The sequence below is a fragment of the Streptomyces sp. TM32 genome (assembly GCF_004122755.1).
Taxonomy (GTDB): domain Bacteria; phylum Actinomycetota; class Actinomycetes; order Streptomycetales; family Streptomycetaceae; genus Streptomyces; species Streptomyces sioyaensis.
Genome location: NZ_SDIG01000099.1, coordinates 1 through 23,574, shown reverse-complemented (window position 1 = coordinate 23,574; position 23,574 = coordinate 1). Strand labels below are relative to the sequence as shown.

The following is a 23,574-nucleotide window of genomic DNA, read 5'->3' as shown; positions in this document are numbered from 1 at the left end:
GGAAAGACGCTGGTGGGGGCGGTGCGCGGCGGGGTGCGGTACGAGTCGGCGCGGGCGATCAGTACGTCGCCGGCGGCGGACTCGGCGGCCGGGGCGTAGCCCATCGCCCGCAGGCCGTCGAGGAGTTGGTCGGGGGAGGTCTGGGCGGCGAGCACGGTGGGGGCGAGCCGGCGCAGCCGGAGCGGGGCGGCGCGGCGGTCGGCGAGGATCTCGGAGAGCAGTGCGTCGTCGTCACAGCGGACGTAGGCGGCGGCCGCGCCGATCCGCAGGTGGCCGTGTCGGCGGGCCACGTCGTCGATGAGGTAGGCGAGCGGCTGCGGGACCGGGGTGCGGGAGTGGGCGGTGAGGAACTCCTGCAGTTCGGCGGCGGAGCGGCCGGCGTCCAGGGCGCGGCGTACGGAGCCGGGTGTGAAGCGGTAGACCGTCGCGCCGCCCTTGGACTCGATGTCGGCGAGGACGCCCAGCGCCTCGGCGAGCGGGCGGTGCAGTGGGCCCGGGGCGACGGCGGTGAGATCCGCCTGGAGGAGGACGTGGTCGAGGGGTTCGGGCAGGAGCGGGGCGAGCCGGGCGGCGGCGCGGGCCGCTGCCGCGTCGATCTCGGCGGGGGTGGGGGCGGTGGTGTCCGCGGGGAGGTCGAGCAGGCTGCGGCCGTGGGAGGAGAGCGCACCGCGCCCGGTCACCCCGAGCAACTCGGCCTCGGTCAGGGTCCATTGGGCCAGCCGCGAGCGGAGGTCGTCGGCCGGAGCGGGGGTGCCGGCGGGGCCCGCGGCGTCGCCGGCACCGTCCGCGGACACCTGGCCCGCGGCCGGCCGGCCACCGCGCAGCGGACGCTCCCACTGCAGCCGGGCGAGCACCGCCGCGCCCGGTACGGACGTACCGGGCGGCAGGCCGGCAAGGAGGGCGAGGGCGCGGCGGCGGACCTCGGGGGCCGGGGAGCGGTCGAGGTGCGGGCCGAGGGCGGCCAGGGCGCGGCCCTTGGCGTCGGCGGTGCCGACCACCCCGGGGGTGCGGGTCGCGCGCAGCCAGCCGGCCACCAGCGCCGCCCAGCGCTCGGGGTCGGGCAGCTGGAGCCACTCCTCGGCGGCCGGGGTGGCCGCGAACCGTTCGTCGGCCTCGCCGTCCGAGGCGATCAGCCCGGCTCCGTAGGAGAGTTCGAGCCAGAAGGCGGCGAGCTGCTCGGTGGTGTCCAGGGCGGCGGCGGTGCGCTTGAGGTCGCGGACGCTCATCCCGCCGGCGCGGAGCACGGCCGGGCCGCCCAGGTCCCACTCCTTGAGGAGTTCCTCGACGGTCGCGAGCGCGGTGAACGCCTGGCTCGCGGCGGCGTTGTCCACAAGCTGTGGATCGCGTTCCGTGGTGGGCGAGAGCGGGGGTGGGACCGGCTCGGTGGTGTGATGGGCGCGCCCGCCGCGCAGTTGCAGCGCCGCTTCCCGGGGGAGGACGACATTGCGCGCGCCCGCCGGCAGCAGCAGGCCGCGGTCGAGCAGCCACTGCAGATGCGGGGCCGGGCGGTCGGTGACCCCGCCGTACGGCGGGCCCCACAGCAGCTTGTCGAGGACGGCGACGGATTCGGCGGGCGCGGTGTCCAGCAGCGCCGCCATCCGCTCGCGGTCGCGGAAGAGCGAGGTGAGCGCGGCGGCCGCGGTGACCGGGTCATGGGTGGTGGGCAGTCCGGCCGCGGCGATGATCTCCTGCAGCCGCCCCGGCGACATCCCCGCCACGGCCTCGGTGACGGTCGGGCCCAGGCCGGTCGGCGACGGGTGCGCGGCGCTGGGCGCGAGCAGTTCCCGGGCCGTACGCACCAGCCGCAGCCGGTCGTCCGGGCCCCACACCAGCGCCTGCGCCCGCAGCTCCGCCACCGCCCGGGGCAGCTCGGCGGCGACCGCCCGGTCCCCGGCCTCCCCGCCCATCAGCGCGCCCAGCGTGTCGTACGGGCACGGGTCGGGCGCCACCGCCAGCGCCTCCGCGGTCTGCAGCACGAACCGGTCGAGCCGCTCGACCGCCCGCACGACCGACGCCCGCGTCCCGGCCCGGGTCGCGAGCTGGGTGACATCGCCCGGCACCGGGCTGAGCAGATCGGGCCGGGCCCGCAGCAGCCCGATGAGCCCGCCGTCCGGGCGGGTCCTGAGCTCCTCGGCGAGGGTGCGGGGTGTACCGGTCATTCGTCCTACGTTAGCGGGGCGGGGGAGGGCAGGGGACCGGGTGGCGGCGAGGTTTCGTGGCACGTCGCCCCGGCGCCGTTCCCGCGTCACCCGCCCCGGCGCCGCGCCCTCCGGTCCGGCCGCCGGCCGACGGGGTACCGTCGGGGGAGCAACCAGCGGACGCCGCAGGGGATTTCGTGGGGATCGAGAGTGATCAGCTCGTCTTTGACTATTTGAGCCGGGTCGGCGACCTGGCTCAGCAGCGGGGCCTGGACTCCGGCACGCGGATGCGGCTGGTGAGCGGGCTGCGGGCCGAGCTCGACGGCCAGCGGGCCGACTCGGTCTCCGCCGTGAAGCGGACCCTGGCGCGGCTGGGCACCCCGGAAGCGGTGGTCGAGGCCGCGGTGGGCGGAGGCGACCGGACGCCCGGGGTCCCGGGGGCGCGCACCACCCCGGGTGACGACCGGCCCGCCGTGCCGCTCGGCCCGATGTCCGGCCGGCCGTCGCAGCCGGAGCCGTCCCGCCCCACCGCCCGCGAGCGGCTCACCGGTCTGGCCCGGCGCAGCGGGCTGACCGGTAAAAACCCCCTGACCGGCACGGCGTCCGCCCCCGGCACGGTGCCCGGCCCGCGGGACCGGGCGCCGGACTCCGCAGCGGACTCCGCACCGAGCGCCGGCCTGCCGCCGCATCTGGCCGGCGCGGACGAGCTGGGAGACGGCTCGGCGCCCGACTGGTGGCGGGTGGAGCCGGGGCCGTTCGGCCCCGGAGACACCGTGCCGGGGTTCGTCGGCGGGATCGAGATCCCCGAGATGTGGGACCGGCCGGCGAGCGAGCGCCCGCCGTCGCTGCGGAAGGACGGCGCGGCGGCGGCCGGCGGGGCCGAGGAGCCGGACGCGGACGGCAGCGGCGCCGCACCGCGGGGCCGCCCGCTGCCCCGGCTGCTGCGGCGGGCGCTCGGCCGGCCCCCCGCGCCCGTCGTGGCACCGGCCGGGGCCGGCGAACCGGACGAGGTGGTGGTCGCCCCGGCCCGCCCGCCGCTCAGCCCGGCCCTGACGCTGGCCGCGCTGCTGCTGGTGGGCGGGGCGGCGCTGGGGTCGTGGCTCGCGCTGGCGGGCGGCTGGGGGCTGGCCTACGCCTCGCGTCGGCTGAGCCGTCCCGAGGCCAAGTTCGCGGCACTCGGGGTGCCGGGGGCCGTGGTGGGGGGTCTGGTGGTGTGGCTGTGGGGCCGGTTCGAGGGGCGCTGGGGCGCGCCGATCGCCCACGGCCGGCTGGGGCAGGAGATGCTCGACGGGCTGCCGGGGATGGTCCGGGTGGCGGCGGTCGCCTCGGCGCTGTTCCTGGTGTGGCGAATGCGACGCGCACCGCGCTGAGCGCCTCCGCCCGCCGCGCGGACGCCCCGCCGGCTGGGCCCGGCCGGCGTCCCGCGGCCCGTCCGGTCCGGGCCCCGGCCACGTACGACCCCCGGCCCCCCTTCCCCCCGCAGGCACAATGGCAGGCATGGCTGCGCACCCCTTGACGGTCGGATTCGACCTCGACATGACGCTGATCGACTCCCGACCCGGCATCAAGGCCGCCTATCAGGAGCTGTCCGCCAGGACCGGCACCTTCGTCGACGCGGAGGCCGCGGTGACCCGGCTGGGCCCGCCGCTGGAGCAGGAGATCCGCCGGTGGTTCCCCGAGGAGCGGGTGACGGAGGTCAGCGCGCTCTACCGCACGCTGTACCCGGCCCACGCGATCACGGCCACCACGGCCATGCCCGGCGCCCGGGAGGCCATCGCCGCCGTGCATGCGGCAGGGGGCCGGGCGATCGTGGTGACCGCCAAATACGAGCCGAACGCCAAGCTGCACCTGACGCACCTGGGCCTCGCGGCGGACGCCGTCATCGGCTCCCTGTGGGCGGAGGCCAAGGCCGAGGCGCTGCGCGCACACGAGGCGCAGGTCTACGTCGGCGACCACACCGGAGACGTCCGGGGCGCGCACACCGCGGGCGCGCTGTCCGTGGCCGTCGCCACCGGCCCGTGCGAGGCGCACGAGCTGCGGGCGGCCGGTGCCGAGGTGCTGCTCGCCGATCTGACGGACTTCCCGGCGTGGCTGGAGCGCTACGTGGCGGAAGGGGCCGAGGGGCCGGACGGGGCGGATGCCTCGGAGGTGGCTTCCGCCTGACGGCGCTGCGCGGCCGCAGAGCGGATCACTCCGGCCGCGGCGACCAGAAATCCGGCGCCCATCAGCATGCACAGCCAGTAGAAAGCGGACGGCAGCGGTTCGGTTCCGAGGAACAGCGGCGTCACCGTGGCGAGAGTGGCCACTGCGCCAACTAGGAACACGATCGCGCCGATTCGGACCAGTAGATCCCCGGCCTGGGGAGTTTCGTCAGACACCTGACCAGGGTAAGTCCGGGCCAGAAGCACCGCGGATCCACCCGGCTGCGTCTTGTCACCGGCCTTGGGACCATTAGCCTTGGTGCCGGCGGGTCCTGCGGCCCGCTGCATTGCTATCCGGACCGTTTTCTGCCGCAGAATTTCCCAGTATCCCAGCCCATTTTTTCCCACGAGTACGAGGACGAGGACAGACGTGCCTACCGGCAAGGTCAAGTGGTTCAACAGTGAGAAGGGCTTCGGCTTTCTCTCCCGCGATGACGGCGGTGACGTCTTCGTACACTCGTCGGTGCTGCCCGACGGCGTGGCGGCACTCAAGCCTGGCCAGCGCGTCGAATTCGGCGTCGTCGCCGGTCAGCGCGGCGACCAGGCGCTGACCGTGACCCTCCTCGACCCCGCACCTTCGGTGGCCGCGGCCCAGCGCCGCAAGCCCGATGAACTCGCCTCGATCGTCCAGGACCTCACCACCCTCCTGGAGAACGTCACCCAGCAGCTGGAACGCGGGCGTTACCCCGACAAGGTGCACGGCGCGAAGATCGCCGGCATGCTGCGCGCCGTCGCCGACCAGCTGGACGTCTGAGGCGAGCGGCCCCGTGGTGACGCGCCGGCCCGCCCGGCACCACTCACCTCACACGAAGCTCAGCGCATCGCGGCCGAGGGGCGGCACCAGCCCCTCGGCCGCGGCGCGGGTGAGCAGCCCGCGCACCGCGGCGTAGCCGTCCTCGCCGAGGGCGGCGGTGAACTCGTTGACGTACAGCCCGATGTGCTGGTCGGCGACCTTGGGGTCCATCTCCTGGGCGTGCTCCAGGACGTACGGCCGGGACGCCTCGGGATCGTCCCAGGCCATCAGGACCGAGCTGCGGATCGCCGCCGCGAGCGCGCGCAGCACCGGCGCGCCCAGCGACCGCTTGGCGATGATCGCGCCGAGCGGGATCGGCAGGCCGGTGGTGAGTTCCCAGTGCTCGCCCATGTCGGCCAGGCAGACCAGACCGTAGTTCTGGTACGTGAAGCGCGCCTCGTGAATGACCAGGCCCGCGTCGACCTTGCCGTCGCGCACCGCCGGCATGATCTCGTGGAACGGCAGCACCACGATCTCCCCGACGCCGCCCGGGACCTCGGCCGCGGCCCACAGCCGGAACAGCAGATAGGCGGTGGAGCGTTCACTGGGCACCGCGACCGTCTTGCCGGCCAGATCCGCGGCCGCGCCCTGCCGCCTGGTCAGCACCAGCGGGCCGCAGCCGCGCCCCAGCGCCCCGCCGCAGGGCAGCAGCGCATACTCCTGGAGCACCCACGGCAGCACCGCGTACGACACCTTCAGCACATCGAACTCACCGCGCTCGGCCATGCCGTTGGTGATGTCGATGTCGGCGAAGGTGACCGCCAGCTCGGGCGCGTCCGGGACGCGGCCGTGCGCCAGGGCGTCGAAGACGAAGGTGTCGTTCGGGCACGGCGAGTACGCGATGTTCAGCGGCCGGGTCACGGGGTCCTCCTCAGGGACGGTGCGACTCACCGGCCGCCCGGGCGGCGGCCGTCAGGGCTCCGGGAAGCGTACGGAAGGCGTCGGTCAGGGCGGCCAGGGCGGCGCCGATGCGCCAGGCGCCGCGGTCCCGGGGGCCGACGGCGTTGGAGATCGTACGGAGCTCCAGCACCGGCACCCCGTGCGCGGCGGCCGCCTCGGCGACCCCGAACCCCTCCATCGCCTCGGCGAGCACACCCGGGTGACGCGCCGCCAGCTCGGCGGTGCGGGCCGCGCTGCCGGTGACCGTCGAGACGGTGACGACGGGGCCGGTGGCCGCACCGGCCGCCGCGGCGACGGCCTTGACCAGCGCCTCCTCGGGGCGGTGCAGCACCCTGCCGAAGCCGAGTTCGGTGACCGGCGCGAAGCCGTCGGGGGTCTCGGCACCCAGGTCGGCCGCGACGATCGCGTCCGCGACCACCACCGACCCCACGGGCGCCCCGGAGGAGGCTGCCCCCGGCCGACCATGGTCGGGGCCGGGCGGGAAGCCGCCGCCGATCCCGGCCGAGACGACCAGGTCGTACGGCGCTCCGCCGAGCGCGGCGGCGGTCAGCGCGGTGGCCGTGCCGGCGGCCGCGGCGGCCGGGCCGACACCGGCGGCCAGCACATCGAGCGCCACCGGCGGGCCGGATACCCGCCGCAGCGGGTATCCGCCCGGCAGCGTCGTCCCGTCGCAGGACGGAGCCGCGGCACACACCGCGTCGCGTTCGGCGGCCACCGCCGTGACGACCAGGACCCGCATCGGACGGCCCTCCGGCTCAGTTCTCCTGCTTCAGCGTGAAGTGCCACATGGCCTTGGGGCCTTCGCCCGCGTTCAGCTCCGCGACCTGGAGCGTGACGTCCTTGCTGTACGTGGTCTGCCCGGTCTGCGGGTTCTGCTGCATGAAGAGCGTGTCCGCGTCGAAGCTGCGGTACGTCTGCTTGCTGGGCTCGCGCATGACGGGGCCGGCACCGATGACGATCCAGCCGGACTTGGCGACCTGGGGGTCGACGCCGATGCGCACCTTCTCACCGGGGTGCACGGTGATCGTCTTCTCGCCCTTCTTGGTCAGGCAGGCGGAGATGGCCTTCTTGGAGAGGACCTTGCCGTCTCCGTTGCAGCCGGGGGTGGCTTCGGCCTGCACCGTCGTCGACCCGACGGTCACGGTCGAGAGCGCGGTCGGCTTCTCGCAGGCGGAGAGGGTGATGAGACCCAGGGACACGGCACCGATGGCGGCAGCGGCACGGCGGCCCTTGCCCCAGGAGATCAACGCAGCGGTCATACGGGCAGGCTATCGGGCCCCCCGGCACACGCCACGCCCGGGTACGGCGTGCCGCGTGCCCGCGGGAAGTCAGGCCACCCGGGGGGTCGCCGTACCGCCGTGCCGGGCCGCGCTCAGCAGTCCCCGTACCGCCACCCCCACCCCCAGCATCACCAGCCCCGCGGCCACCGCCATCCCCAGCGTGCCGATCAGCGGCAGCGAGATCCCGACCGCCCCGCCCACCACCCAGGACATCTGCAGCGCCGTCTCGGACCGGGCGAACGCCGAGGTCCGCACCTCCTCCGGCACATCGCGCTGGATCATCGCGTCCAGCGACAGCTTCGCCAGCGCCTGGCACAGCCCCGCGACGGCCGCTGCGGCGGTGACCACGACCACCGCCACCACCTGGTAGAACACCGCCGCCAGCACCGTCGCGCAGAGCGCCAGCCCCAGCACCCCCGCGATGATCGCCTCCGGCCCGCGGGCCTTCAGCCAGGCACCGACCGCCGTCCCCAGCGCATTGCCGGCACCGGCCGCCACCGCCACCAGCCCGAGCGAGGCCGCCTCCCCAAGCCCGCCCAGCGGCTGGTCCCGCAACAGGAAGGCCAGGAAGAACGTCAGGAAACCGGAGAGCGCCCGCAGACAGGCATTGGCCTGGAGCCCGTGCAGCACCGACGGCCCGACGGTGCGCAGTCCGGGCTTGCGCGCACCGCCCGCCGCGGCCCGCGCCGACGCCTCCCGGGACGTCAGCCGGGCCCGGCCCTCGCCCTTCGCCGAGTCGACCTTGTGCGGCAGCGAGAACGACAGGAACGTACCGGTCGCAAACACGACGAACGCCCCGTACAGCGGCCAGGCCGGCCCGAGCAGATGCAGCCCGGCACCGATCGGCGCCGCCGCCCCGGTCGCCAGCAACCCCGCCAGCGTCACCCGCGAATTGGCCTTGACCAGCGAAATCCGCGGCGGCAGCAGCCGCGGCACCACCGCACTGCGAATCACGCCGTACGCCTTCGACGCCACCAGCACCCCCAGCGCCGCCGGATACAGCTGCAGACCGCCGGTCGCCACCGCGCCCGACATCGTCAGCGCCAGCAGCGCCCGCGCCAGCATCGAGCCCGCCATCGCCGCCCGCCGGCCGTGCGGCACCCGGTCCAGCAGCGGCCCGATCACCGGCGCGAGCAGCGCGAACGGGGCCAGGGTCACCGCCAGATACAGCGCCACCCGGCCCCGCGCCTCGTTCGTCGGCACCGAGAAGAACACCGTCGAGGCCAGCGCGACCGTGATCATCATGTCGCCGGCGGAGTTCACCGCATGCAGTTCGATCAGCTTGCCCAGACCCGATTCGCCCGCGCCGTGCGCATGCGTGGCGCGCCGCAGCCCGCGTGCCGCGCCCGTGAACGGACGGTGCAGCGCCCGGCCGAGGGCCCGGCCGGCGCGGCGTGCCCGGCCGCCCCCGTATCCGCTCCGCGTCGAGGCGCGGGACCCCCCGGACGACGTCCGTGCTGACTTCCGTGAGGCCCTCGACACCTTCGACACCCTTGCGGCAGTCACCCGGCCATAGTGCCCCAACTCGCCCACGAGGGGGCACTTTCTCAGTGCTGGCGCGCGGGGCGCACCGGCCCGCGGACGGCGCTGCGGACATTCGCCACTCCCGCCGAGGGGTCGTACACCGCTGAAGGGGTAGCGTGTGTAGCGCGCCACCGGCGGTCGTTTTTGGCCGCGTGCCTCCTCGCGATCCCGCAGAATGGGATGTGAGAGGTGCGCTCGACCGAAACGACCGGGCGCGGACGTCGACGCGGTCCCCAGGTCCGCTCCGCCCGCCCCGGTACCGCCGGTCGTCCGGACAGGACAAGGACAGCTCCGGCTGGCGCGCTCGTGAGACTGGCGTAGAAGAGAGAATCGATTCTTGTGAGTGCTGCGATGCGAAGCCGTACCCCTGACCGCCTGTGCGCCGAGGCGGTCGACCTTGCCCGGGCGGCGGCGGAGGAAGCCGCGCTGCCCGGAATGGTCGGCGACCACATCGATGCCGTCGCCGACGGAGACCGCGTCGTCACCCACCTCTTCGCCTGCAACGAGCCGGGCTACCGCGGCTGGCGCTGGGCCGTGACGGTCGCCCGGGCCTCCCGTGCCAAGATCGTCACGCTCGACGAGACGGTCCTGCTGCCCGGCCCCGACGCGCTGCTCGCGCCGGAGTGGGTGCCGTGGAGCGAGCGGCTTCGCCCCGGCGACATGGGCCCCGGCGACCTGCTGCCCACCGAGGCCGACGACCTGCGGCTGGAGGCCGGCTTCTCCGGTGAGGACGTCCCCCCGCCGAACTCCGCCGTCGCGGAGGGCATGGCCGCCGAGGTCGCGGACACCGAGGAGGCCCCCGTCCTGCCCGGCTCGCCCGCGATCCAGCCCGCCCCCGACCGCGGCGGCATCGCGTCCCTCGCCGAGGAACTGGGCATGCGCCGCGCCCGGGTCCTGTCCCGCTACGGCCTGCACAGCGCCGCCGACCGCTGGGAAGAGGCCTACGGAGCCAAGACCCCCATGGCCCAGGCGGCCCCCGCCACCTGCATGACCTGCGGTTTCCTCACCCCGCTCACCGGCTCCCTGCGCCAGGCCTTCGGCGTCTGCGCCAATGAGTTCGCCCCCGCCGACGGCCGGGTCGTCTCCCTCGCGTACGGCTGCGGGGCGCACTCCGAGGCCGCCGTCATGCCGAAGCCGCCGCGGCCGGCCGCGCCGGTGGTCGACGAGACGGTGGTCGAGCCGCTGGCGTTGCGTCCCGAGCGGGACGGGGGCTCGGTGGAGGAGGCCGGGCCGGCGGAGGAGCTTGGCCACAGCTGAGCGCTTGTTGCCTGGCGGCCCGGCGTACGTAGTCGGCTGCGGCGCCGTGCCTCGTCTGTTGTTTTTCGCCTTCGGCGGGGTGGGGTGTTTCGGCGGGGGCCGCTGAGTGTGTGTGGTGGGTGCCGGTGGTGGGCCTCCGGGGCCTGTGGTGTGGACTGCTTCGCTTTACGTCCACAACACAGGCCCCTCCGGCCCACCACCTCCCGCCCGGATGGCGACCCCCGCCCGGTGGGGGAAAAGGTGACAAACCAGCAGCTCGGCCGCGTCCCACTCGGGCCCAGCTTCTGGTCTGAGTACCTCCGGCCGGTCTTCGTATCCCGGCTGGTCTGCTGCTCTTCGTCATCCGGTGCGCTTCTGGTTTGTTGTCTTTCTTCTGCACCCCCACCGGGGTGGGGGTGCAGCTACTGAGCCCCACCCCACCACCACTTCCGCTCCCGCCGAAGGCGGGGAACGAACCACAGAACGGACACGGCGGGAAACCCGGCAACGTGGGGCGATACCGTCGGCCGCACCGACATACGAGGGAGACGGACAGTGACAGCTACGTCCTGGGTGCGAGGCGCGGCCGGAGATCCGTTCGGGACGGGCCGGCTCCGGCGTGGGGTGCTGGATGCCTGGGCCGCGTCGCCCGCCCGGTTCCGGGAGGATGCCAACGCCGAGGAGGACCTCGCGCTCGGCGGCTACCGTGACCGGCTCGTCGTGGAGCTGGCGCAGAACGCGGCGGACGCGGCGGCCCGGGCCGGTGTCCCCGGCCGGCTCCGGCTGACCCTGCACGCGGCCGACCGCGATGCCCCCGCCGTGCTCGTCGCGTCCAACACCGGTGCCCCGCTGGACGCGACCGGCGTCGAGTCGCTGTCGACGCTGCGGGCCTCCGCGAAGCGGGAGGCCAGTGTGGCGGCCGGTGCGGTCGGCCGCTTCGGTGTGGGCTTCGCCGCGGTGCTGTCCGTGAGTGACGAGCCGGCGCTGGTGGGCCGTACGGGAGGCGTGCGCTGGTCGCTGGCCGAGGCCCGGGCGATGGCGGAAGAGGTGGCGGCGCACAGCCCCGGCCTGGGCGGGGAGCTGCGACGCCGGGACGGGCACGTCCCGCTGCTGCGGCTGCCGTTGCCCGCGGAGGGCGGGGCGCCCGAGGGGTACGACACGGCCGTCGTGCTGCCGCTGCGGGACGTCGCGGCGCAGGATCTCGCCGAGCGACTGCTGGCGGGGATCGATGCCGCGCTGCTGCTGACGCTGCCGGGGCTGGCCGAGGTCGTGGTCGAGACCCCGGAGGGCGTACGGGAGTTGCGGCGCCGGCAGGACGGTCCGTACGTCCTGATCGAGGACAGCGCGCGGGGCGCCACCCGGTGGCGGGTGGCGAGCGACGGTGGTCCGCTGGACCCGGCGCTGCTGGCGGACCGGCCGGTCGAGGAGCGGCTGCGGCCGGTCTGGTCGGTGACCTGGGCGGTGCCGGTGGACGACGCGGGCGCACCGGCCCGGCCGGGGACGGCGCCGGTCGTCCATGCGCCGACGCCGACGGACGAGCCGCTGGGCCTGCCCGCGCTGCTGATCGCCTCGTTCCCGCTGGAGCCGACCCGACGGCACGTCGCGCCGGGCCCGCTCGCGGACTTCCTGGTGGGCCGGGCGGCCGCGGCCTACGCGTCGCTGCTGGGCGAGTGGCAGCCGGTTTCGGTCGGCACCCTCGACCTGGTGCCCGGGCCGCTGGGCAAGGGCGGTCTGGACGGTGAGCTGCGCCGCCAGGTGCTGGAGCTGCTGCCGCGGGTGCGGTTCCTGCCGAGCGCGGGCGCGCCGCGCGACGGTGTGCGGGCCGAGCCCGAGGCGCCGGCGGTGGGCGAGTGGGACGAGGGCGACGGCGGCGTGGACCGCTATGTGCTGCGGCCGGTGGACGCCGAGCTGGTGGAGGGCGCGGGCGCGGCGACCGTCGGGGTGCTGGCCGAGCTGTTCCCGAGCCTGCTGCCGGCCGGCCTCGAACGCCGTCCGGAACTGCGGGCGTTGGGCGTGGCCCGGGTACCGCTCGGCGAGATGGTCGACCGGCTGGCGGGCGTCGAACGCTCGCCCGGCTGGTGGTGGCGGCTCTACGATGCGCTGGCCGGTACCGACCCGGACCGGCTCAGCGGGCTGCCGGTGCCGCTGGCGGGCACGGCGGGCCAGGGCCCCGGCGGGGTGCAGGGCACCGTACGGACCACGATCGGGCCGCGTCAGGTGCTGCTGCCGCAGCCCACCGCCGGTCCCGACGAGGACGCCGCGGCACGGCACCGCACGCTGGCCCGGCTGGGGCTGAAGGTCGCCCACCCCGATGCGGTGCACCCGCTGCTGGAGAAGCTGGGCGCCACCCCGGCCGCCCCGCGCGCCGTGCTGACCACGCCCCAGGTGCGGGCGGCCGTCGCGAACTCGCTGGACGCGGACGAGGACGCGTACGACGTCTTCGCCGACGAGCCGGGCGGGGCCCCGTTGGGCGCCGAGGAGCTCGCCGAGACGGTGCTCGGCCTGGTCCGGGACGCCAACCTCGCGCCGGGCGACGAGCCCTGGCTGGGGGCACTCGCGCTGCCCGACGAGGACGGTGAGCTGGCGCCCGCCGGCGAACTGGTGTACCCGGGCAGCGACTTCGAGCGGGTCATCCGCGAAGGTGAACTCGCCGCCTGCGACGGGGAGTTGGCCGACCGGTGGGGCGAGCAGCCGCTGACGGCCGTGGGCGTCATGGCCGCCTTCGCGCTCGTCCGGGCCACCGATGTCGTGCTCGACCCGGACGAAATGGAGCCGCGGGACGGGGACTTCGCCGAGCCGGACGACGTCGGCCTGCTGGACGCGGTGGACGTGTGGTGCGAGGACATCCTCGACGCGCTGCCGGAGACCGCCGTACCGCCGGTGGTGACCGAACTCGTCGCGGTCCGCGACCTCGACCTGGTCGACGACGACGCCTGGCCCCAGGTACTGGCGATGCTGTCCCAGCCGCCGCTGCGCGACGCCCTGACCGCGCCCGTCCGGGTCCTGCTCCCGGACGGCACCACCGAGTCCGTCCGCCCCTACACCGCCTGGTGGCTGCGCGGACACCCGGTGCTGGACGGGCGCCGGCCCGCCGGTCTGCGGTCGGCCGGCGGTGACCCGCTGCTGGCCGGGCTGTACGAGTCCGCGGACGCGGGGGAGGTCGATGCGCAGGTCCTGCGGGCGCTCGGCGTACGCACCTCGGTGTCCGCGCTCCTGGACGAGCCGGGCGGCGCGGCGGAGCTGCTCTCCCGGCTCGCCGACCCGGACCTGCCCGTCGGCACCGCCCAACTGCACGCCCTCTACGGCATGCTGGCCGGCCTGGACCCCGATCAGGTGACCCTGCCCGACGAGCTGCGCGCCGTGGTCGACCGCGAGGTCCGGGTGGTGGACGCGGCCGACGCGGTGGTCGCCGACGCACCGGATCTGCTGCCGCTCGCCCGTGACCTGGCCCTGCTCCCGGTACGCCCGAGCCGCGCCGCTGCGCTGACGGAGCTGCTCCAGGTACCGCGGCTGAGCGAGGCGCTCGCCGCCGCGGTGCGCTCGGAGGGCGTACGCCACGAGGTGCCGGAGGTCGTACGGGTCCTGCTCGGCGCCACCACCCCCGAGGCGTACGTGGAGCACGAGGAACTGCTCGTCGACGGCCCCGACGGCCCCACCGAACTGGACTGGCGCCGGACCCCGGACGGCACCGTGCACGCCGCGACCCTGGAGGGCGTGGCGGCGGGCCTGGCCTGGGCCGCCGGCCAGTGGCCCCGCCGCTTCGAGGTCGCGGCCCTCCTGGAGGACCCGGAACGGGGCGAGGAGCTGGCCCGGGCGCGTTGGTTCGACTGAGGGAGCGGGGCCGGAGCCGGGGCCGGGCGTGGGGCCGGGGGTGGGACCGGTCCCGTCGCGCGGTGCGTCCGCGGGTGCGACGGGGGCCGGGGTGCGTCGTGTGTACGGCCGCACTCCGTGGCGCCGCACGCCAGGCCAGGGAGATGATGCCGCCCATGCCTCTCGCGATCACGCCCGCCCTGACCGCCGGATCCCTCTCGGCCGTGCCGCAGCCTTCTCTCCCCTCACCCGGCGGCGAGTTGCTGTTGCGCCCCTGGGAGCCGGCCGACGGCCCCGTCCTGCAAGCCGCCTACCAGGACCAAGAGATCCGGCGCTGGCACATGCGCCATGTGACGTCCCCGGCGGAAGCGCGGGAGTGGATCGCGGCCGCCCATCGTTCCTGGCGGCAGGAGCGGGACGCCCAGTGGGCCATCACCCGGGCCGCCGGCGGCGAGATCCTCGGCCGGGCGGGCCTGCGCCGGATGGATCTGGACCATGGCGAAGCCGAGTGCGCGTACTGGGTCCTGCCGCACGCCCGCGGCACCGGCGTCGCCCCGCGCGCCCTCGCCACGCTGGCCGCCTGGGCTCTGGACGAGGCCGGCTTCCACCGTCTCGAACTCGCCCACTCGACCGCCAACGAGCCCTCCTGCCGGGTCGCCGCCAAGTCCGGCTTCCTCCTGGAGGGCACCCGCCGCAGTGCCCATCTACAACAGGACGGCTGGCATGACATGCACCTTCATGCCCGGGTCCAGGGCGACGCCTGACCGGGAGCCGGTGGTGCGTCGTGCGTTGGCGCTGTCCCTCAGGTGCCGAACCGGCCGTCCTTATGGCTGTCCAGCTGGAGAGCCCACATCGAGGACGACATGCCAGGCTACCGCTGCGGGCAGGTGTAATCAGGGCGCACCCGATGCGGACTGCAGGCGATCAGATTGACCGAGAGAAACCGCCCGCCGCTCACCCACCACCCCCCGACCCGGTCCTCCCCGGCAGCCAGGGCCCGCACGGTCTCCTCGTACGACGGATCCGGCACCGACGAACCGACGAACAGGTGGGCGTGCCGGGTGAGTTGCTCCTCGTACCAGTCGGCCCCTTCCTTCGGCTCGACGAATGTCCCCTCCATCCGCGAGGCCGGCTTCAGCAGCCAGTCCGCACACTCCAGCGGCATCACCTGCGCGGAAGGGAACTCCGGGTGCCCCGGCCGCCGGTGCGCATCCCCCGGCTTGACGAGGACATCGCCGCTGCCGAGCCAGATGTAGGCATGATGGTGGGGTCCGGTCATCTCTCTCCCTGCTGCGAATACCGTGCTTGCACTGCTCCGAACGGGCGGCCCTCGCCCGGGTCAGGGAACGGGGGCCGTCCGGCTTCACGGCCTACTGGCGGCCACACCCCTGTCCGTCGCCGCAGCCGCCGTTGGGATTGCCGTCCTGGTTGTCGTCCTCGTCACCGCCGTACTTGACCGGGGCGAGGTGGTATCGCATGGTCATCTCCTCGGGTGCTCAGTCGGCGCACGGTCGGTCCGCGCGTCGTCGTGCACGTGCGAGGGCCCTTCGTCCTTGTGTGGGCCCACCCGCTCCGGCCGTGTCCTGGCAGGGAATGGCGGCCGGGGCGGGGGTTTTTGCGACTGCCCGCTCCCGTTTACGGCTCAGCGGGGTGCGTCATCCGATGCCGGACGATCAGGACGTTGAAGTCGGTCACCTTGCTGGGGTCCCGGTCCGCTTCGGCCTGCTTTCGGTCGCGGTCAAGGTCTTTGCATGTGGGGCAGCGGTGCTCTACCGGGACTCGCCCCAGCGCCACGAACCGCAGCTCAGATGACGCGTCGTCGCCTTGAGGCGATGGTGTGATCCCGCCAGAGGCCAGAGCAGCGTCCGAGAATTCAGCCACTTCGATGGGATCGGTCCCATGCTGCTGTTCCGGTGTGGTCATGGACGGGACGCTAAGGACAGGCAGGGTGGCGCTGCCAGGAAAGTTTCTCGAAGTTTCGCGCACCGTGACCAGGATTTCTCTATTCTTCTTACGCAGCTGGGAGCACCCTGTACCGCCGGGCTTCGAGCCCCTGAATGCTGGACGAGTCAGTCCGAACGAAGGGGCACGACCATGAGGCGACTGCGCTTCAACGGCACCGGAAGCGGCGGCGACGGATGCCCGTCCGTCCATGAGGACCTGGACACGGGCGAGATCATCGTGCACGGCCCGCCGCTCACCGACCCTCGCGACATCACTCAGCTCCAGCACCTGTCCAAGGGCGAGACGGCGATCGTCTTACCCCGTACGTTGCTGGTGGACTTCGGCCCGAAGGAGGCTACCCGCGTGCCACGCATCATTGACCTGGTCGAATTCGGTCGGCTCTTCACCACCTTCAAGCACACGGCGTGGCGGCTGGAGACTCGGCGTCGCTATGCCAGCGATGAAGGCACCGAAACGTACGCCCAGTTCACCCGGGGCGAGCCCGTGGTGTGGGACGGCGTGGACTCGGAATGGTGCGCCAAGCGAAGGGAGCAGTCCGCCCTCGGCAAGCGCTTCGAGCGAGTCCGCATCGTCGACAGCCCTCCGACGGCCGGCCAGCTCTACCTGCTCGACAACGCGAAGCGGAACAGCGCCGTGGGCGAAGACATTCGCAACCTCTCGCGTGCCGACGCCGAGCAACTCCAGCTGCCGGAAGAAGACTTCTGGATCTTCGACTCCCGACTCGTTGCCCTGCTCAACTTCGACGACTCGGACAACCTGATCGACGTCGAGCTGATCACCGAACCGGCCGCCGTCAACCGCTACGCCCAGGCGCGTGACGCCGCGTGGCATTACGCCGTCCCGTATCAGCAGTTCGCGGAAGCGACAGCCGCAGCGCAACGGTGACAATGGCTCGGTGAGCACTGACTTCCAGCAGGCGCGAGAAGCCTTGGGCGACCGACTCAGGGAACTGCGCCACTCATGCCCTGAAGGTCGGCTCACCGGAGCCCAACTTGCCGAACGGCTGCACTGGCCACACTCCAAGATCAGCAAACTGGAGAACGGGCGGCAGACCGCCACCGCCGATGACCTGCGAGCCTGGGCAGAGGCCACGAGCCAACCGGAAGTGGCAGAAGAATTGACTTCCCGGGTGGCTGCCCTGGAGTCCCAGGTGCGCTCGTGGCGCCGACAACTCGCTTCGGGGCACAGAGCCGTACAGGACACCCATAATGCGGAACATTTGCGGACTTCCGTCTTCCATGTATGGCAAGGGGCCATGGTCGTGGGTCAGCTTCAGACAGCTGAATACGCACGGCACATCTTCACGCGCTATGCCACCTTGCACGAGTCTCCCCGCGACACCGAAGACGCGGTTCGAGCACGCCTGCGGAGGCAAGAAGGTCTGTACAAGACCGGGAAGAAGTACCGGATCCTCATGTGGGAGGCGGCGCTGCACGCTCTGGTTTGCCCGCCCTCAGTGCTCGCCGCTCAGCTCGACCGGCTCGCGGGTGTTATCGGCCTCGACACCGTCGAACTGGGGATTGTGCCCTTCAGTGCACCACTGAAGATCCCGCCGGCCAACGGGTTTTGGGTGCTGGATGAGCGGATCGCGATCGTTGAGGACTGGCACGCGGAGCTGTGGCTGGACGACGCACAGAGCATCGCCACATACATGAAGGTCTGGAACACCCTTCAGAAATCTGCGGTCTATGGCTCCAAGGCGCAGAACGTAATAAACGGGGCTCGCCGAGCCCTCAACGCTCACTGATTCCATGCAAATCAGAGAGCTCGCGCAACGGCTGAATGAAGCCAAGGAGGCCACCACGTGACTACTCTCATCGACCTGAACGATTTCCGGAAGCTTTTCAGGACTTTTGAACACTCGGCATGGCGTCTGGAGACCCGCCGTGGTTATGCCTCCGACCGCGAGACCGAAACCTACGTGAGTTCGTCGAGACGGGCACAGTGACGTGGGATCTCGAAAACGAGTGGTGCAGGAACATGCAGGCACAGACGGCAGCGGGCAAGCGCGTCGGCCGGGTCCGCAACGTCGACAACCCACCGACCACCGGCCAGCTGTACCTGCTCAACAATGCGAAGCGGAATGCAGCCACAGGCGAGGATGCGCAATCTGTGGCGCGCCGACGCTGAGCGGCTCCAACTACCCGCCGATGACTTCTGGATCTTCGACTCACGGCTCATTGCCCTCTTGCATTTCAACGAGGAAGACACGCTCCTCCACGCCGAATTGATTACGGAACCCGCGAAAGTGATGCGGTACGCCCAGGTACGCGACGCCGCGCTTCATCACTCCGTGCCCTTCGAGCAGGTGGCGGCTCTGGTGGCCGAAGCCCAGAGCGATCCATCACCGCGGAGCATGGAATGAAGTGCGGAAGGCACTCCGGGAGCCGGCCGTCCACGACACCGAGGCGCTGAACGTTGTCAACAGAGCCCGACGGTCACTCCGTTCCCCATAGCGGCCATTACTGAGTACACAGGGAGCACGCAATGTCGCAGTCACCAAACGCAGAGTCGACGTACACCGAGTGGCGCCACCAGCTACGCGACGGGCTGAAGCCACTCCAGGACAGCTTGGTGCCGTTATTCCACGAGACCCTGTTCCGCATCTACTCTTCGACCCTCATGCCGGGCCTGCTGCAGACCGAGGGCTACGCGGCAGGAGTGCTGCGCAGCGTCGCCAACTTCCCGGACCTCCCCTTCGACGACAGCGCGGAGGCCGCTCGGGCCAGGGTCGAGCGGTCCAGAATCCTCCACGAACCGGGGCATGAATTCGTCCTGCTCGTCGAGGAACCTGTGCTGTATCACCAGATTCCAGAACCGGAGTCGATGGCTGCCCAGCTGGAATATCTGGTGACCGCCAGCGCCTTGCCCGCGGTATCATTCGGAATCATTCCGCTGGACACTCGCGAGCGGGAACAATGGCCGCAAGAGACGTTTCACGTGTACGATGAGAGCCTCGTCTCGGTGGAACTGGTCTCGGCCGAGGTAAAAATTACCCAGCCCCCGGAAATCGCCCTGTATCTACAGATGTTCGAGCAGCTGCGCAGCATGGCCGTGTACGGCGCGGAGGCGCGGGCGCTCATCATGAAGGCGCTTGAGGCCTTGCGCTGAGGCTGCGAATGACGGCACCTTCCCCGGGCCGGGAGGTAGTCCGGATAACGTGCCGTTGTTTGCGTGCGTCTGTCACCAGGCTGGGGCCGGGGGACTCAGTGGGCCGCGAGATCGTCCCTCTTGAGCGTTTGCATCAACGAGCCCCAAGCGCCTGCGCCGAGGACGATGTGTGGGCCGGCGGGGTCCTTGCTGTCACGTACGATGCGGCCCCCGTCAGCAGTGTGAGCCACCTCTACGCAGTCTCCCTCTTGACCCGAGTACGACGACTTGCGAAATGGGCTGACCATCTCAGGCTTCACGATCCCTCTCCCCTGTGCTGCGGACCGCCGTCAAGGATCTGCCGGAGACGCTCGGCGGACTCATCAGGCGACAGTGCCGCCGAGCGTAGCTGATCGAACACGTTGACATACAGGGACAGATCCTCGGGCGCCTCCACGACATTGGTATTGGCCGGATTTTCCAGCGTCACTGCCTCCACGTTCGCTTCCACTCCGAACGAGAAAGCCACGAAGGCGCCCGACATTCCGGCGATCAGGCTTTCAGCTATCGGCAGGAGCTGAAGCGTGATGTTCTGTCGCTGGCTCACCTCAAGGAGATGTGTCAACTGGCCAGTGCGCTCATGGCGCTCGCAGGTCAGCGCAGTCACGGCAGGTTCCCAAATGATCGCCGTGAAGTGCGTGTCGCCTTCCTCAACCCTGCGCTGCCGCTCCTGTCGTAGGGACGGTTCCTCGGTCGACCTCGGCGGCTGTACGTCGTACTCGCCGGGACGGGTCCTGAGCTGGGTCCGGATGCGGGCAGAGCGCGCCCGGATGGCCGGAGCCGTACCGCGCCCTCCCCTAAGGCCCCGCGCGTGCGGGAGGCAGCATGACGCGCGGGACGGCATCGACGCTCCTCACGCCCGGCTACTGGTGCGAGCGGTTCGTGTATCGGTCCGTGCACGTGGATTACCTGCCCGTGGAACAGCTAACCGCCCGGGTCACGCTAAGCCTTGTTCAAATAAGCGAGGACCGCCCGCACGCGGCGGTTGCTGTTGTCGTCGTCGGTCAGGCCGAGCTTGGCGAACAGCGTGGTGGTGTACTTGCTGATGGTGCCTTCGCTGAGGAAGAGGCGGTGGCCGATCGCCTGGTTGGACAGGCCCTCGGCCATGAGGGCCAGTACGGAGTGTTCGCGTTCGGTGAGCCGGTCGAGGCTCTGGTTCGGGGAGCCGGTGGACAGGAGTTTCGCGATGACGGCCGGGTCCATGGCGGTGCCCCCGGCCGCGACGCGTTCCAGGGCGTCGAGGAATTGGTCGGCGTCGAACACGCTCTCCTTGAGGAGGTAGCCGACGCCGCCGGAGCCGTCGGCCAGGAGCTCCCGGGCGTACAGCTGCTCGACGTGCTGGGAGAGGATGAGGACCGGCAGGCCGGGCATATCGCTGCGGGCGGCGAGGGCCGCCCGCAGGCCCTCGTCCGACTGTTTCGGCGGCATGCGGACGTCGATGACGGACACATCCGGGCGCCAGGTCCGCAGGGCCTCCAGCGTCTCGGGGCCGGTGGCCGCCGTCGCCACCACCTGGTGCCCGCACGCCTCGATCAGGCGGACCATCCCGTCGCGCAGGAGGTAGAGGTCTTCGGCTACGACGATTCGCATGGCACCGCCATCGTGACACGGGTCGGGCCGCCCGAGGGGCTGGTGAATTCCACGGTGCCGTCAAAGACCGTGAGGCGGCGGCGCAGGCCGTCGAGTCCGCCGCCGGGCCGGACGTCGGCGCCGCCCCGGCCGTCGTCCTCGACCGCGACGACCAGGCCGGCGTCGTCCCGGGTGAGGGAGATGCGTGCCCGGGATGCCTGGGCGTGCCGGACCGCGTTGGTCAGCAGTTCGGCGACGCCGAAGTAGACAGCGGACTCGATCGGCGGATCCAGGCGCAAGGGGGCGTCGGCGGTGACGGCCACGTCCAGCGGGCTGTCCAGGGCGAGCGCGCGGACGGCGTCGACGAGCCCCCGCTCGTTCAGCACCGGCGGGCTGATCCCCCGGACCAGCTCGCGCATCTCGGCCAGCGAGGCGGCGGCGCCGGCCCGCGCCTCCCGCAGTAGCGCTCTGGCCTGGTCGGGGTCGGTCTGCATCAGCTTCTCCGCGGTCGCCAGGGCGAGCCCGAGCGCCACCAGGCGGGCCTGCGCCCCATCATGCAGGTCACGCTCGATCCGGCGGATCTCGGCGGCCTGCGCGATCGTCGTGTCCGCGCGCTGGGCGGTCAACTCGTCGATACGGTCGGCCAGTTCCATGGCGGGCGACGGGCGCAGGAAGCGGACGGACACCGGCCGGAGGGGCCGCCAGGCGTACGGGGCGGAGGCGACGGCCCACACCAGGCCGAGCGCCCCGACGACGCGTGCGACCGGCTCCGGCCGGCCGAGCCCGAGGACCGCCGCGGCCAGCCCGGCCGGCGGGAGGGCGGCGACCACGCCCGCGGTGAGCGGCGCGACCGCCGTGAACCGCAGGTCGCGCCAGTTGGCGGGGTCGCGCCACCGGAGGCGCCACTTCTGGTCCAGGAGGGCGTCGCGGCTGGTCCGTTCGTAGCTGAAGCCGTTCCACCAGTACCCGGTGGACATCCGCATCACCGGCCCGGCCTGCCGGTATCCGGCGGGGATGACGGTGGCCGTCCACCTCGCGACGAGGAAGCGGACCAGCCGGCAGACCGGGCGGGACAGGGTGAGCGTGCCGACGGTCACCAACACGCACGGGGCCACCCACGACCACGGGTTGCCCGCGCCCCACCAGATCCCCAGTGCCACGGCGGCGGCCCACACGGCAGGGGTCAGCATGCTGACGGCCACCACGACGCACGCCCGTATGAACCCCACGGCGCACGCCCGTATGAACCCCACGGCGCACGGCCGTATGAACCCCACGGCGGCGCGTGCCCACCACGAACCCAGCTGTCTCATGGTCCTCTTCCCCCTCGCTTGCCGTTCGGTGCTTTCACTGTGCACCGCGCTGAGCCCGCTGCTGCCCTGGTCAGCCGGGGAGTGGGGCTGGCCCCACCGAGCCGTGGGCCCAGGCCGATACCGCGTCGGGCGAGCGCTTCATAGCGTCGCTGAGCATGGAAACTCATACGGACACCACGACCCATATGGACACCACGACCCGTACGGACATCACGACCCGTACGGACACCACGACCCATACGCACCTCACGGCCGGTGTCGATCGCCTCGAATCTCCGCACACCCGGCAGGCCTTCGGGACGGTGCGGGCTCTCGTCGGCGCGTACGGCGTGCTCGGCGCCGGCGTCCTCGTCACCGTCGCCGTCCTCGCGATGACCGGGCACGCAGTGACCTCGTTCATGTGGGGCCGGTCGGCAGGGGTGTTCGCGAGCGCCGCCGTCACCTACTGGCTGACCGGCCGCGCCGCGCACGGAGCGCGCTGGGCCTACCTGCGGGTGCGGATCATCTCGATGGTCATGCCTCCCGCGATCGTTGCCATCGACGTGCTCCCCGGCACCCTGCCGGCGTGGTTCATCCTGCTCCAGTCCACCTGCGCGCTCGCCATCGGCGCAGCGGCCCTCCCTCTCAACGGGGCCCGGCTGCGCGCCGCGTTCGCCAAGGCGCAGTGAGCGGGCGCGGTGCGCCCGGCTCCCCCCAGCCCGGCCCTCACCCCCCGGCCGATTCGTCCTCCCCAAGCGCCTCCGCCAGTACCTCCGCGAGGTGACGTCCCGGCCGGTCGCCCAGCTGATCGAGCTGGGTACGGCAGGAGAACCCGTCCGCGAGGACCTCCGTCCCCTCGGGGGCTTCCCTTACGGCGGGCAGCAACTGGTCCTCGGCGCAGGCCACCGACACCTCGTAGTGGCCGCGTTCGAAGCCGAAGTTGCCGGCCAGGCCACAGCAGCCGCCGGTCAACGAGCCGGTGAGGCCGGCGCGTGCGCGCAACCGGCGGTCGGCGGCGTCGCCCAGGACCGCGTGCTGGTGGCAGTGGGTCTGGCCGGCGACGGGGCGGTCGAGGCGTGGGGGCTGCCAGTCGGGGGCCAGTTCCTCCAGGGCCTGGGCGAAGGTCCGTACGGAGGTGGCCAGTCGGGCCGCCCGGGGGTCGTCGGGGAGCAGTTCGGGCAGGTCCGTACGGAGGGCGGCGGCGCAGCTGGGTTCGAGGACGACCAGGGGGCGGCCGTCCCGGAGGAGGGGGGCGAGCACGTCCACCGTGCGGCGCATGACGGCGCGGGCCTGGTCGAGCTGGCCGGTGGAGACGTAGGTCAGGCCGCAGCAGAGCGGGCGGTGGCGGCGCGGGAGGAGCGCGGCGGGGCCCGTGCGCGGGGGTGCGGTCGGCGGGAGGAGGGGGCGCAGGCCGGCCGCTTCCAGGACGCGGACGGCGGAGCGGCCGACCTCGGGGGAGAGGTGGTTGGTGAAGGTGTCGGGCCAGAGGACGACCGTACGGCCGGCGGCGGGGTGCGGGGCTCCGGTGGTCCGGCGCCGGTGCCACCACCAGTGGGTGAAGGTCTCGGTCGCCAGGGTGGGGATGGGGCGCTCGGGGGCGATCCCGCCGAGGCGCTTGCCGACGGCGGCCAGGGGCGTACGGGCCAGGCTGCTGCACGAGATGCTCTCCGGCGAGGTGATCACGGACGGCTGGCAGTCGCCGGAGGTACGCGACGC

23 protein-coding genes and 1 pseudogene are annotated in these 23,574 nt (G+C 72.7%); 11 read left to right on the top strand and 13 right to left on the bottom strand.

What is annotated here, in order from left to right:
- A partial coding sequence (locus EST92_RS20860) for a helicase-associated domain-containing protein (RefSeq protein ID WP_129282380.1) occupies window positions 1–2,159 on the bottom strand: 2,159 nt, incomplete at its 3' end.
- 176 nt (window positions 2,160–2,335) lie between these two features.
- On the opposite strand from EST92_RS20860, the gene EST92_RS20855 reads away from it, so the two are divergent.
- A complete protein-coding gene (locus EST92_RS20855) occupies window positions 2,336–3,508 on the top strand; it encodes a hypothetical protein (RefSeq protein WP_129282379.1) in 1,173 nt (390 codons plus the stop codon).
- A 127-nt stretch (window positions 3,509–3,635) separates the two neighbouring features.
- Window positions 3,636–4,301, top strand: a complete 666-nt coding sequence (locus EST92_RS20850; RefSeq protein WP_129282378.1) for a haloacid dehalogenase-like hydrolase — start codon at window positions 3,636–3,638, stop codon at window positions 4,299–4,301.
- On the opposite strand, the gene EST92_RS20845 is transcribed toward EST92_RS20850, so the two are convergent.
- The gene (locus EST92_RS20845; RefSeq protein ID WP_129282377.1) at window positions 4,238–4,516 is read right to left on the bottom strand and encodes a hypothetical protein; all 279 of its coding nucleotides are present in this window, start codon (window positions 4,514–4,516) and stop codon (window positions 4,238–4,240) included. The two genes, EST92_RS20850 and EST92_RS20845, sit on opposite strands and share 64 nt — an antisense overlap.
- Window positions 4,517–4,709: 193 nt before the next feature.
- Here EST92_RS20845 and EST92_RS32610 point away from each other — a divergent pair, with 193 nt between their 5' ends.
- Window positions 4,710–5,093, top strand: coding sequence for a cold-shock protein (locus tag EST92_RS32610; RefSeq protein WP_018089689.1), 384 nt, complete (start codon window positions 4,710–4,712; stop codon window positions 5,091–5,093).
- Window positions 5,094–5,141: 48 nt separating this feature from the next.
- Here EST92_RS32610 and EST92_RS20835 read toward each other — a convergent pair whose 3' ends face one another.
- The 4 genes from EST92_RS20835 to EST92_RS20820 form a co-directional block, all read right to left on the bottom strand.
- Entirely contained in the window at window positions 5,142–5,993 is an 852-nt protein-coding gene (locus EST92_RS20835; RefSeq protein ID WP_129250646.1) for a 1,4-dihydroxy-6-naphthoate synthase, read from the bottom strand.
- Window positions 5,994–6,003: 10 nt separating this feature from the next.
- On the bottom strand, window positions 6,004–6,771 hold the full coding sequence (locus tag EST92_RS20830) for a futalosine hydrolase (protein ID WP_129282376.1): 768 nt from the start codon (window positions 6,769–6,771) through the stop codon (window positions 6,004–6,006).
- Between the two features lie 16 nt (window positions 6,772–6,787).
- Window positions 6,788–7,291, bottom strand: coding sequence for a hypothetical protein (locus EST92_RS20825; RefSeq protein ID WP_129282375.1), 504 nt, complete (start codon window positions 7,289–7,291; stop codon window positions 6,788–6,790).
- 69 nt (window positions 7,292–7,360) lie between these two features.
- Window positions 7,361–8,794, bottom strand: a complete 1,434-nt coding sequence (locus EST92_RS20820) for an MFS transporter (protein WP_129282374.1) — start codon at window positions 8,792–8,794, stop codon at window positions 7,361–7,363.
- Window positions 8,795–9,187: 393 nt separating this feature from the next.
- Here EST92_RS20820 and EST92_RS20815 point away from each other — a divergent pair, with 393 nt between their 5' ends.
- The 3 genes from EST92_RS20815 (at window position 9,188) to EST92_RS20805 (ending at window position 14,646) form a co-directional block, all read left to right on the top strand.
- Window positions 9,188–10,093 (top strand): DUF3027 domain-containing protein, encoded by a 906-nt coding sequence (locus EST92_RS20815; protein ID WP_129282373.1) that lies wholly within the window; start codon window positions 9,188–9,190, stop codon window positions 10,091–10,093.
- A gap of 534 nt (window positions 10,094–10,627) precedes the next feature.
- Window positions 10,628–13,903, top strand: a complete 3,276-nt coding sequence (locus EST92_RS20810; RefSeq protein ID WP_254068933.1) for a molecular chaperone Hsp90 — start codon at window positions 10,628–10,630, stop codon at window positions 13,901–13,903.
- 155 nt (window positions 13,904–14,058) lie between these two features.
- On the top strand, window positions 14,059–14,646 hold the full coding sequence (locus EST92_RS20805) for a GNAT family N-acetyltransferase (protein WP_129282372.1): 588 nt from the start codon (window positions 14,059–14,061) through the stop codon (window positions 14,644–14,646).
- A gap of 107 nt (window positions 14,647–14,753) precedes the next feature.
- On the opposite strand, the gene EST92_RS20800 is transcribed toward EST92_RS20805, so the two are convergent.
- Both EST92_RS20800 and EST92_RS20795 read right to left on the bottom strand, forming a co-directional pair.
- Window positions 14,754–15,161 (bottom strand): hypothetical protein, encoded by a 408-nt coding sequence (locus tag EST92_RS20800; RefSeq protein ID WP_129282371.1) that lies wholly within the window; start codon window positions 15,159–15,161, stop codon window positions 14,754–14,756.
- 356 nt (window positions 15,162–15,517) lie between these two features.
- Complete coding sequence (locus EST92_RS20795) at window positions 15,518–15,805, bottom strand: hypothetical protein (RefSeq protein ID WP_129282370.1); 288 nt, start codon at window positions 15,803–15,805, stop codon at window positions 15,518–15,520.
- Window positions 15,806–15,976: 171 nt separating this feature from the next.
- Here EST92_RS20795 and EST92_RS20790 point away from each other — a divergent pair, with 171 nt between their 5' ends.
- The 4 genes and pseudogenes from EST92_RS20790 (at window position 15,977) to EST92_RS20775 (ending at window position 18,958) form a co-directional block, all read left to right on the top strand.
- Window positions 15,977–16,732 carry a DUF6879 family protein gene (locus tag EST92_RS20790; protein WP_129282369.1) on the top strand — a complete coding sequence of 252 codons (756 nt, stop codon included), beginning with the start codon at window positions 15,977–15,979 and terminating at the stop codon, window positions 16,730–16,732.
- Window positions 16,733–16,742: 10 nt separating this feature from the next.
- A complete protein-coding gene (locus EST92_RS20785) occupies window positions 16,743–17,594 on the top strand; it encodes a helix-turn-helix transcriptional regulator (protein ID WP_129282368.1) in 852 nt (283 codons plus the stop codon).
- Between the two features lie 66 nt (window positions 17,595–17,660).
- Window positions 17,661–18,212, top strand: a pseudogene (locus tag EST92_RS20780) (DUF6879 family protein); the annotation flags it as partial.
- A 122-nt stretch (window positions 18,213–18,334) separates the two neighbouring features.
- Window positions 18,335–18,958, top strand: a complete 624-nt coding sequence (locus EST92_RS20775) for a DUF5753 domain-containing protein (RefSeq protein ID WP_129282367.1) — start codon at window positions 18,335–18,337, stop codon at window positions 18,956–18,958.
- 95 nt (window positions 18,959–19,053) lie between these two features.
- On the opposite strand, the gene EST92_RS20770 is transcribed toward EST92_RS20775, so the two are convergent.
- From EST92_RS20770 to EST92_RS20755, 4 genes are all read right to left on the bottom strand, one after another.
- Window positions 19,054–19,245, bottom strand: coding sequence for a DUF397 domain-containing protein (locus tag EST92_RS20770; protein WP_129282382.1), 192 nt, complete (start codon window positions 19,243–19,245; stop codon window positions 19,054–19,056).
- Window positions 19,246–19,253: 8 nt separating this feature from the next.
- Entirely contained in the window at window positions 19,254–19,841 is a 588-nt protein-coding gene (locus EST92_RS32300; RefSeq protein ID WP_254068932.1) for a Scr1 family TA system antitoxin-like transcriptional regulator, read from the bottom strand.
- A 98-nt stretch (window positions 19,842–19,939) separates the two neighbouring features.
- Entirely contained in the window at window positions 19,940–20,587 is a 648-nt protein-coding gene (locus EST92_RS20760) for a response regulator transcription factor (protein WP_129282366.1), read from the bottom strand.
- Entirely contained in the window at window positions 20,572–21,756 is a 1,185-nt protein-coding gene (locus tag EST92_RS20755; protein ID WP_343283805.1) for a histidine kinase, read from the bottom strand. Before EST92_RS20755 ends, EST92_RS20760 begins: the two co-directional genes overlap by 16 nt.
- A gap of 278 nt (window positions 21,757–22,034) precedes the next feature.
- Between EST92_RS20755 and EST92_RS20750 the strand changes: the two genes are divergently transcribed.
- A complete protein-coding gene (locus EST92_RS20750; RefSeq protein ID WP_216849116.1) occupies window positions 22,035–22,547 on the top strand; it encodes a hypothetical protein in 513 nt (170 codons plus the stop codon).
- A 37-nt stretch (window positions 22,548–22,584) separates the two neighbouring features.
- Here EST92_RS20750 and EST92_RS31370 read toward each other — a convergent pair.
- The coding region (locus EST92_RS31370) for a (Fe-S)-binding protein (RefSeq protein ID WP_161981753.1) at window positions 22,585–23,574 on the bottom strand (990 nt) is incomplete at its 5' end.

Excerpts from the sequence above, each read along its gene's own strand:
- EST92_RS20850 (WP_129282378.1), top strand. The coding sequence starts at position 3,636 with ATGGCTGCGCACCCCTTGACGGTCGGATTCGACCTCGACATGACGCTG.
- EST92_RS20830 (WP_129282376.1), bottom strand. The coding sequence starts at position 6,771 with ATGCGGGTCCTGGTCGTCACGGCGGTGGCCGCCGAACGCGACGCGGTG.
- EST92_RS20825 (WP_129282375.1), bottom strand. The coding sequence starts at position 7,291 with ATGACCGCTGCGTTGATCTCCTGGGGCAAGGGCCGCCGTGCCGCTGCC.
- EST92_RS20815 (WP_129282373.1), top strand. The coding sequence starts at position 9,188 with ATGCGAAGCCGTACCCCTGACCGCCTGTGCGCCGAGGCGGTCGACCTT.
- EST92_RS20805 (WP_129282372.1), top strand. The coding sequence starts at position 14,059 with ATGCCTCTCGCGATCACGCCCGCCCTGACCGCCGGATCCCTCTCGGCC.
- EST92_RS20800 (WP_129282371.1), bottom strand. The coding sequence starts at position 15,161 with ATGACCGGACCCCACCATCATGCCTACATCTGGCTCGGCAGCGGCGAT.
- EST92_RS20795 (WP_129282370.1), bottom strand. The coding sequence starts at position 15,805 with ATGACCACACCGGAACAGCAGCATGGGACCGATCCCATCGAAGTGGCT.
- EST92_RS20790 (WP_129282369.1), top strand. The coding sequence starts at position 15,977 with ATGAGGCGACTGCGCTTCAACGGCACCGGAAGCGGCGGCGACGGATGC.
- EST92_RS20775 (WP_129282367.1), top strand. The coding sequence starts at position 18,335 with ATGTCGCAGTCACCAAACGCAGAGTCGACGTACACCGAGTGGCGCCAC.
- EST92_RS20770 (WP_129282382.1), bottom strand. The coding sequence starts at position 19,245 with ATGGTCAGCCCATTTCGCAAGTCGTCGTACTCGGGTCAAGAGGGAGAC.
- EST92_RS32300 (WP_254068932.1), bottom strand. The coding sequence starts at position 19,841 with ATGCCGTCCCGCGCGTCATGCTGCCTCCCGCACGCGCGGGGCCTTAGG.
- EST92_RS20760 (WP_129282366.1), bottom strand. The coding sequence starts at position 20,587 with ATGCGAATCGTCGTAGCCGAAGACCTCTACCTCCTGCGCGACGGGATG.
- EST92_RS20755 (WP_343283805.1), bottom strand. The coding sequence starts at position 21,756 with ATGCTGACCCCTGCCGTGTGGGCCGCCGCCGTGGCACTGGGGATCTGG.
- EST92_RS20750 (WP_216849116.1), top strand. The coding sequence starts at position 22,035 with ATGGAAACTCATACGGACACCACGACCCATATGGACACCACGACCCGT.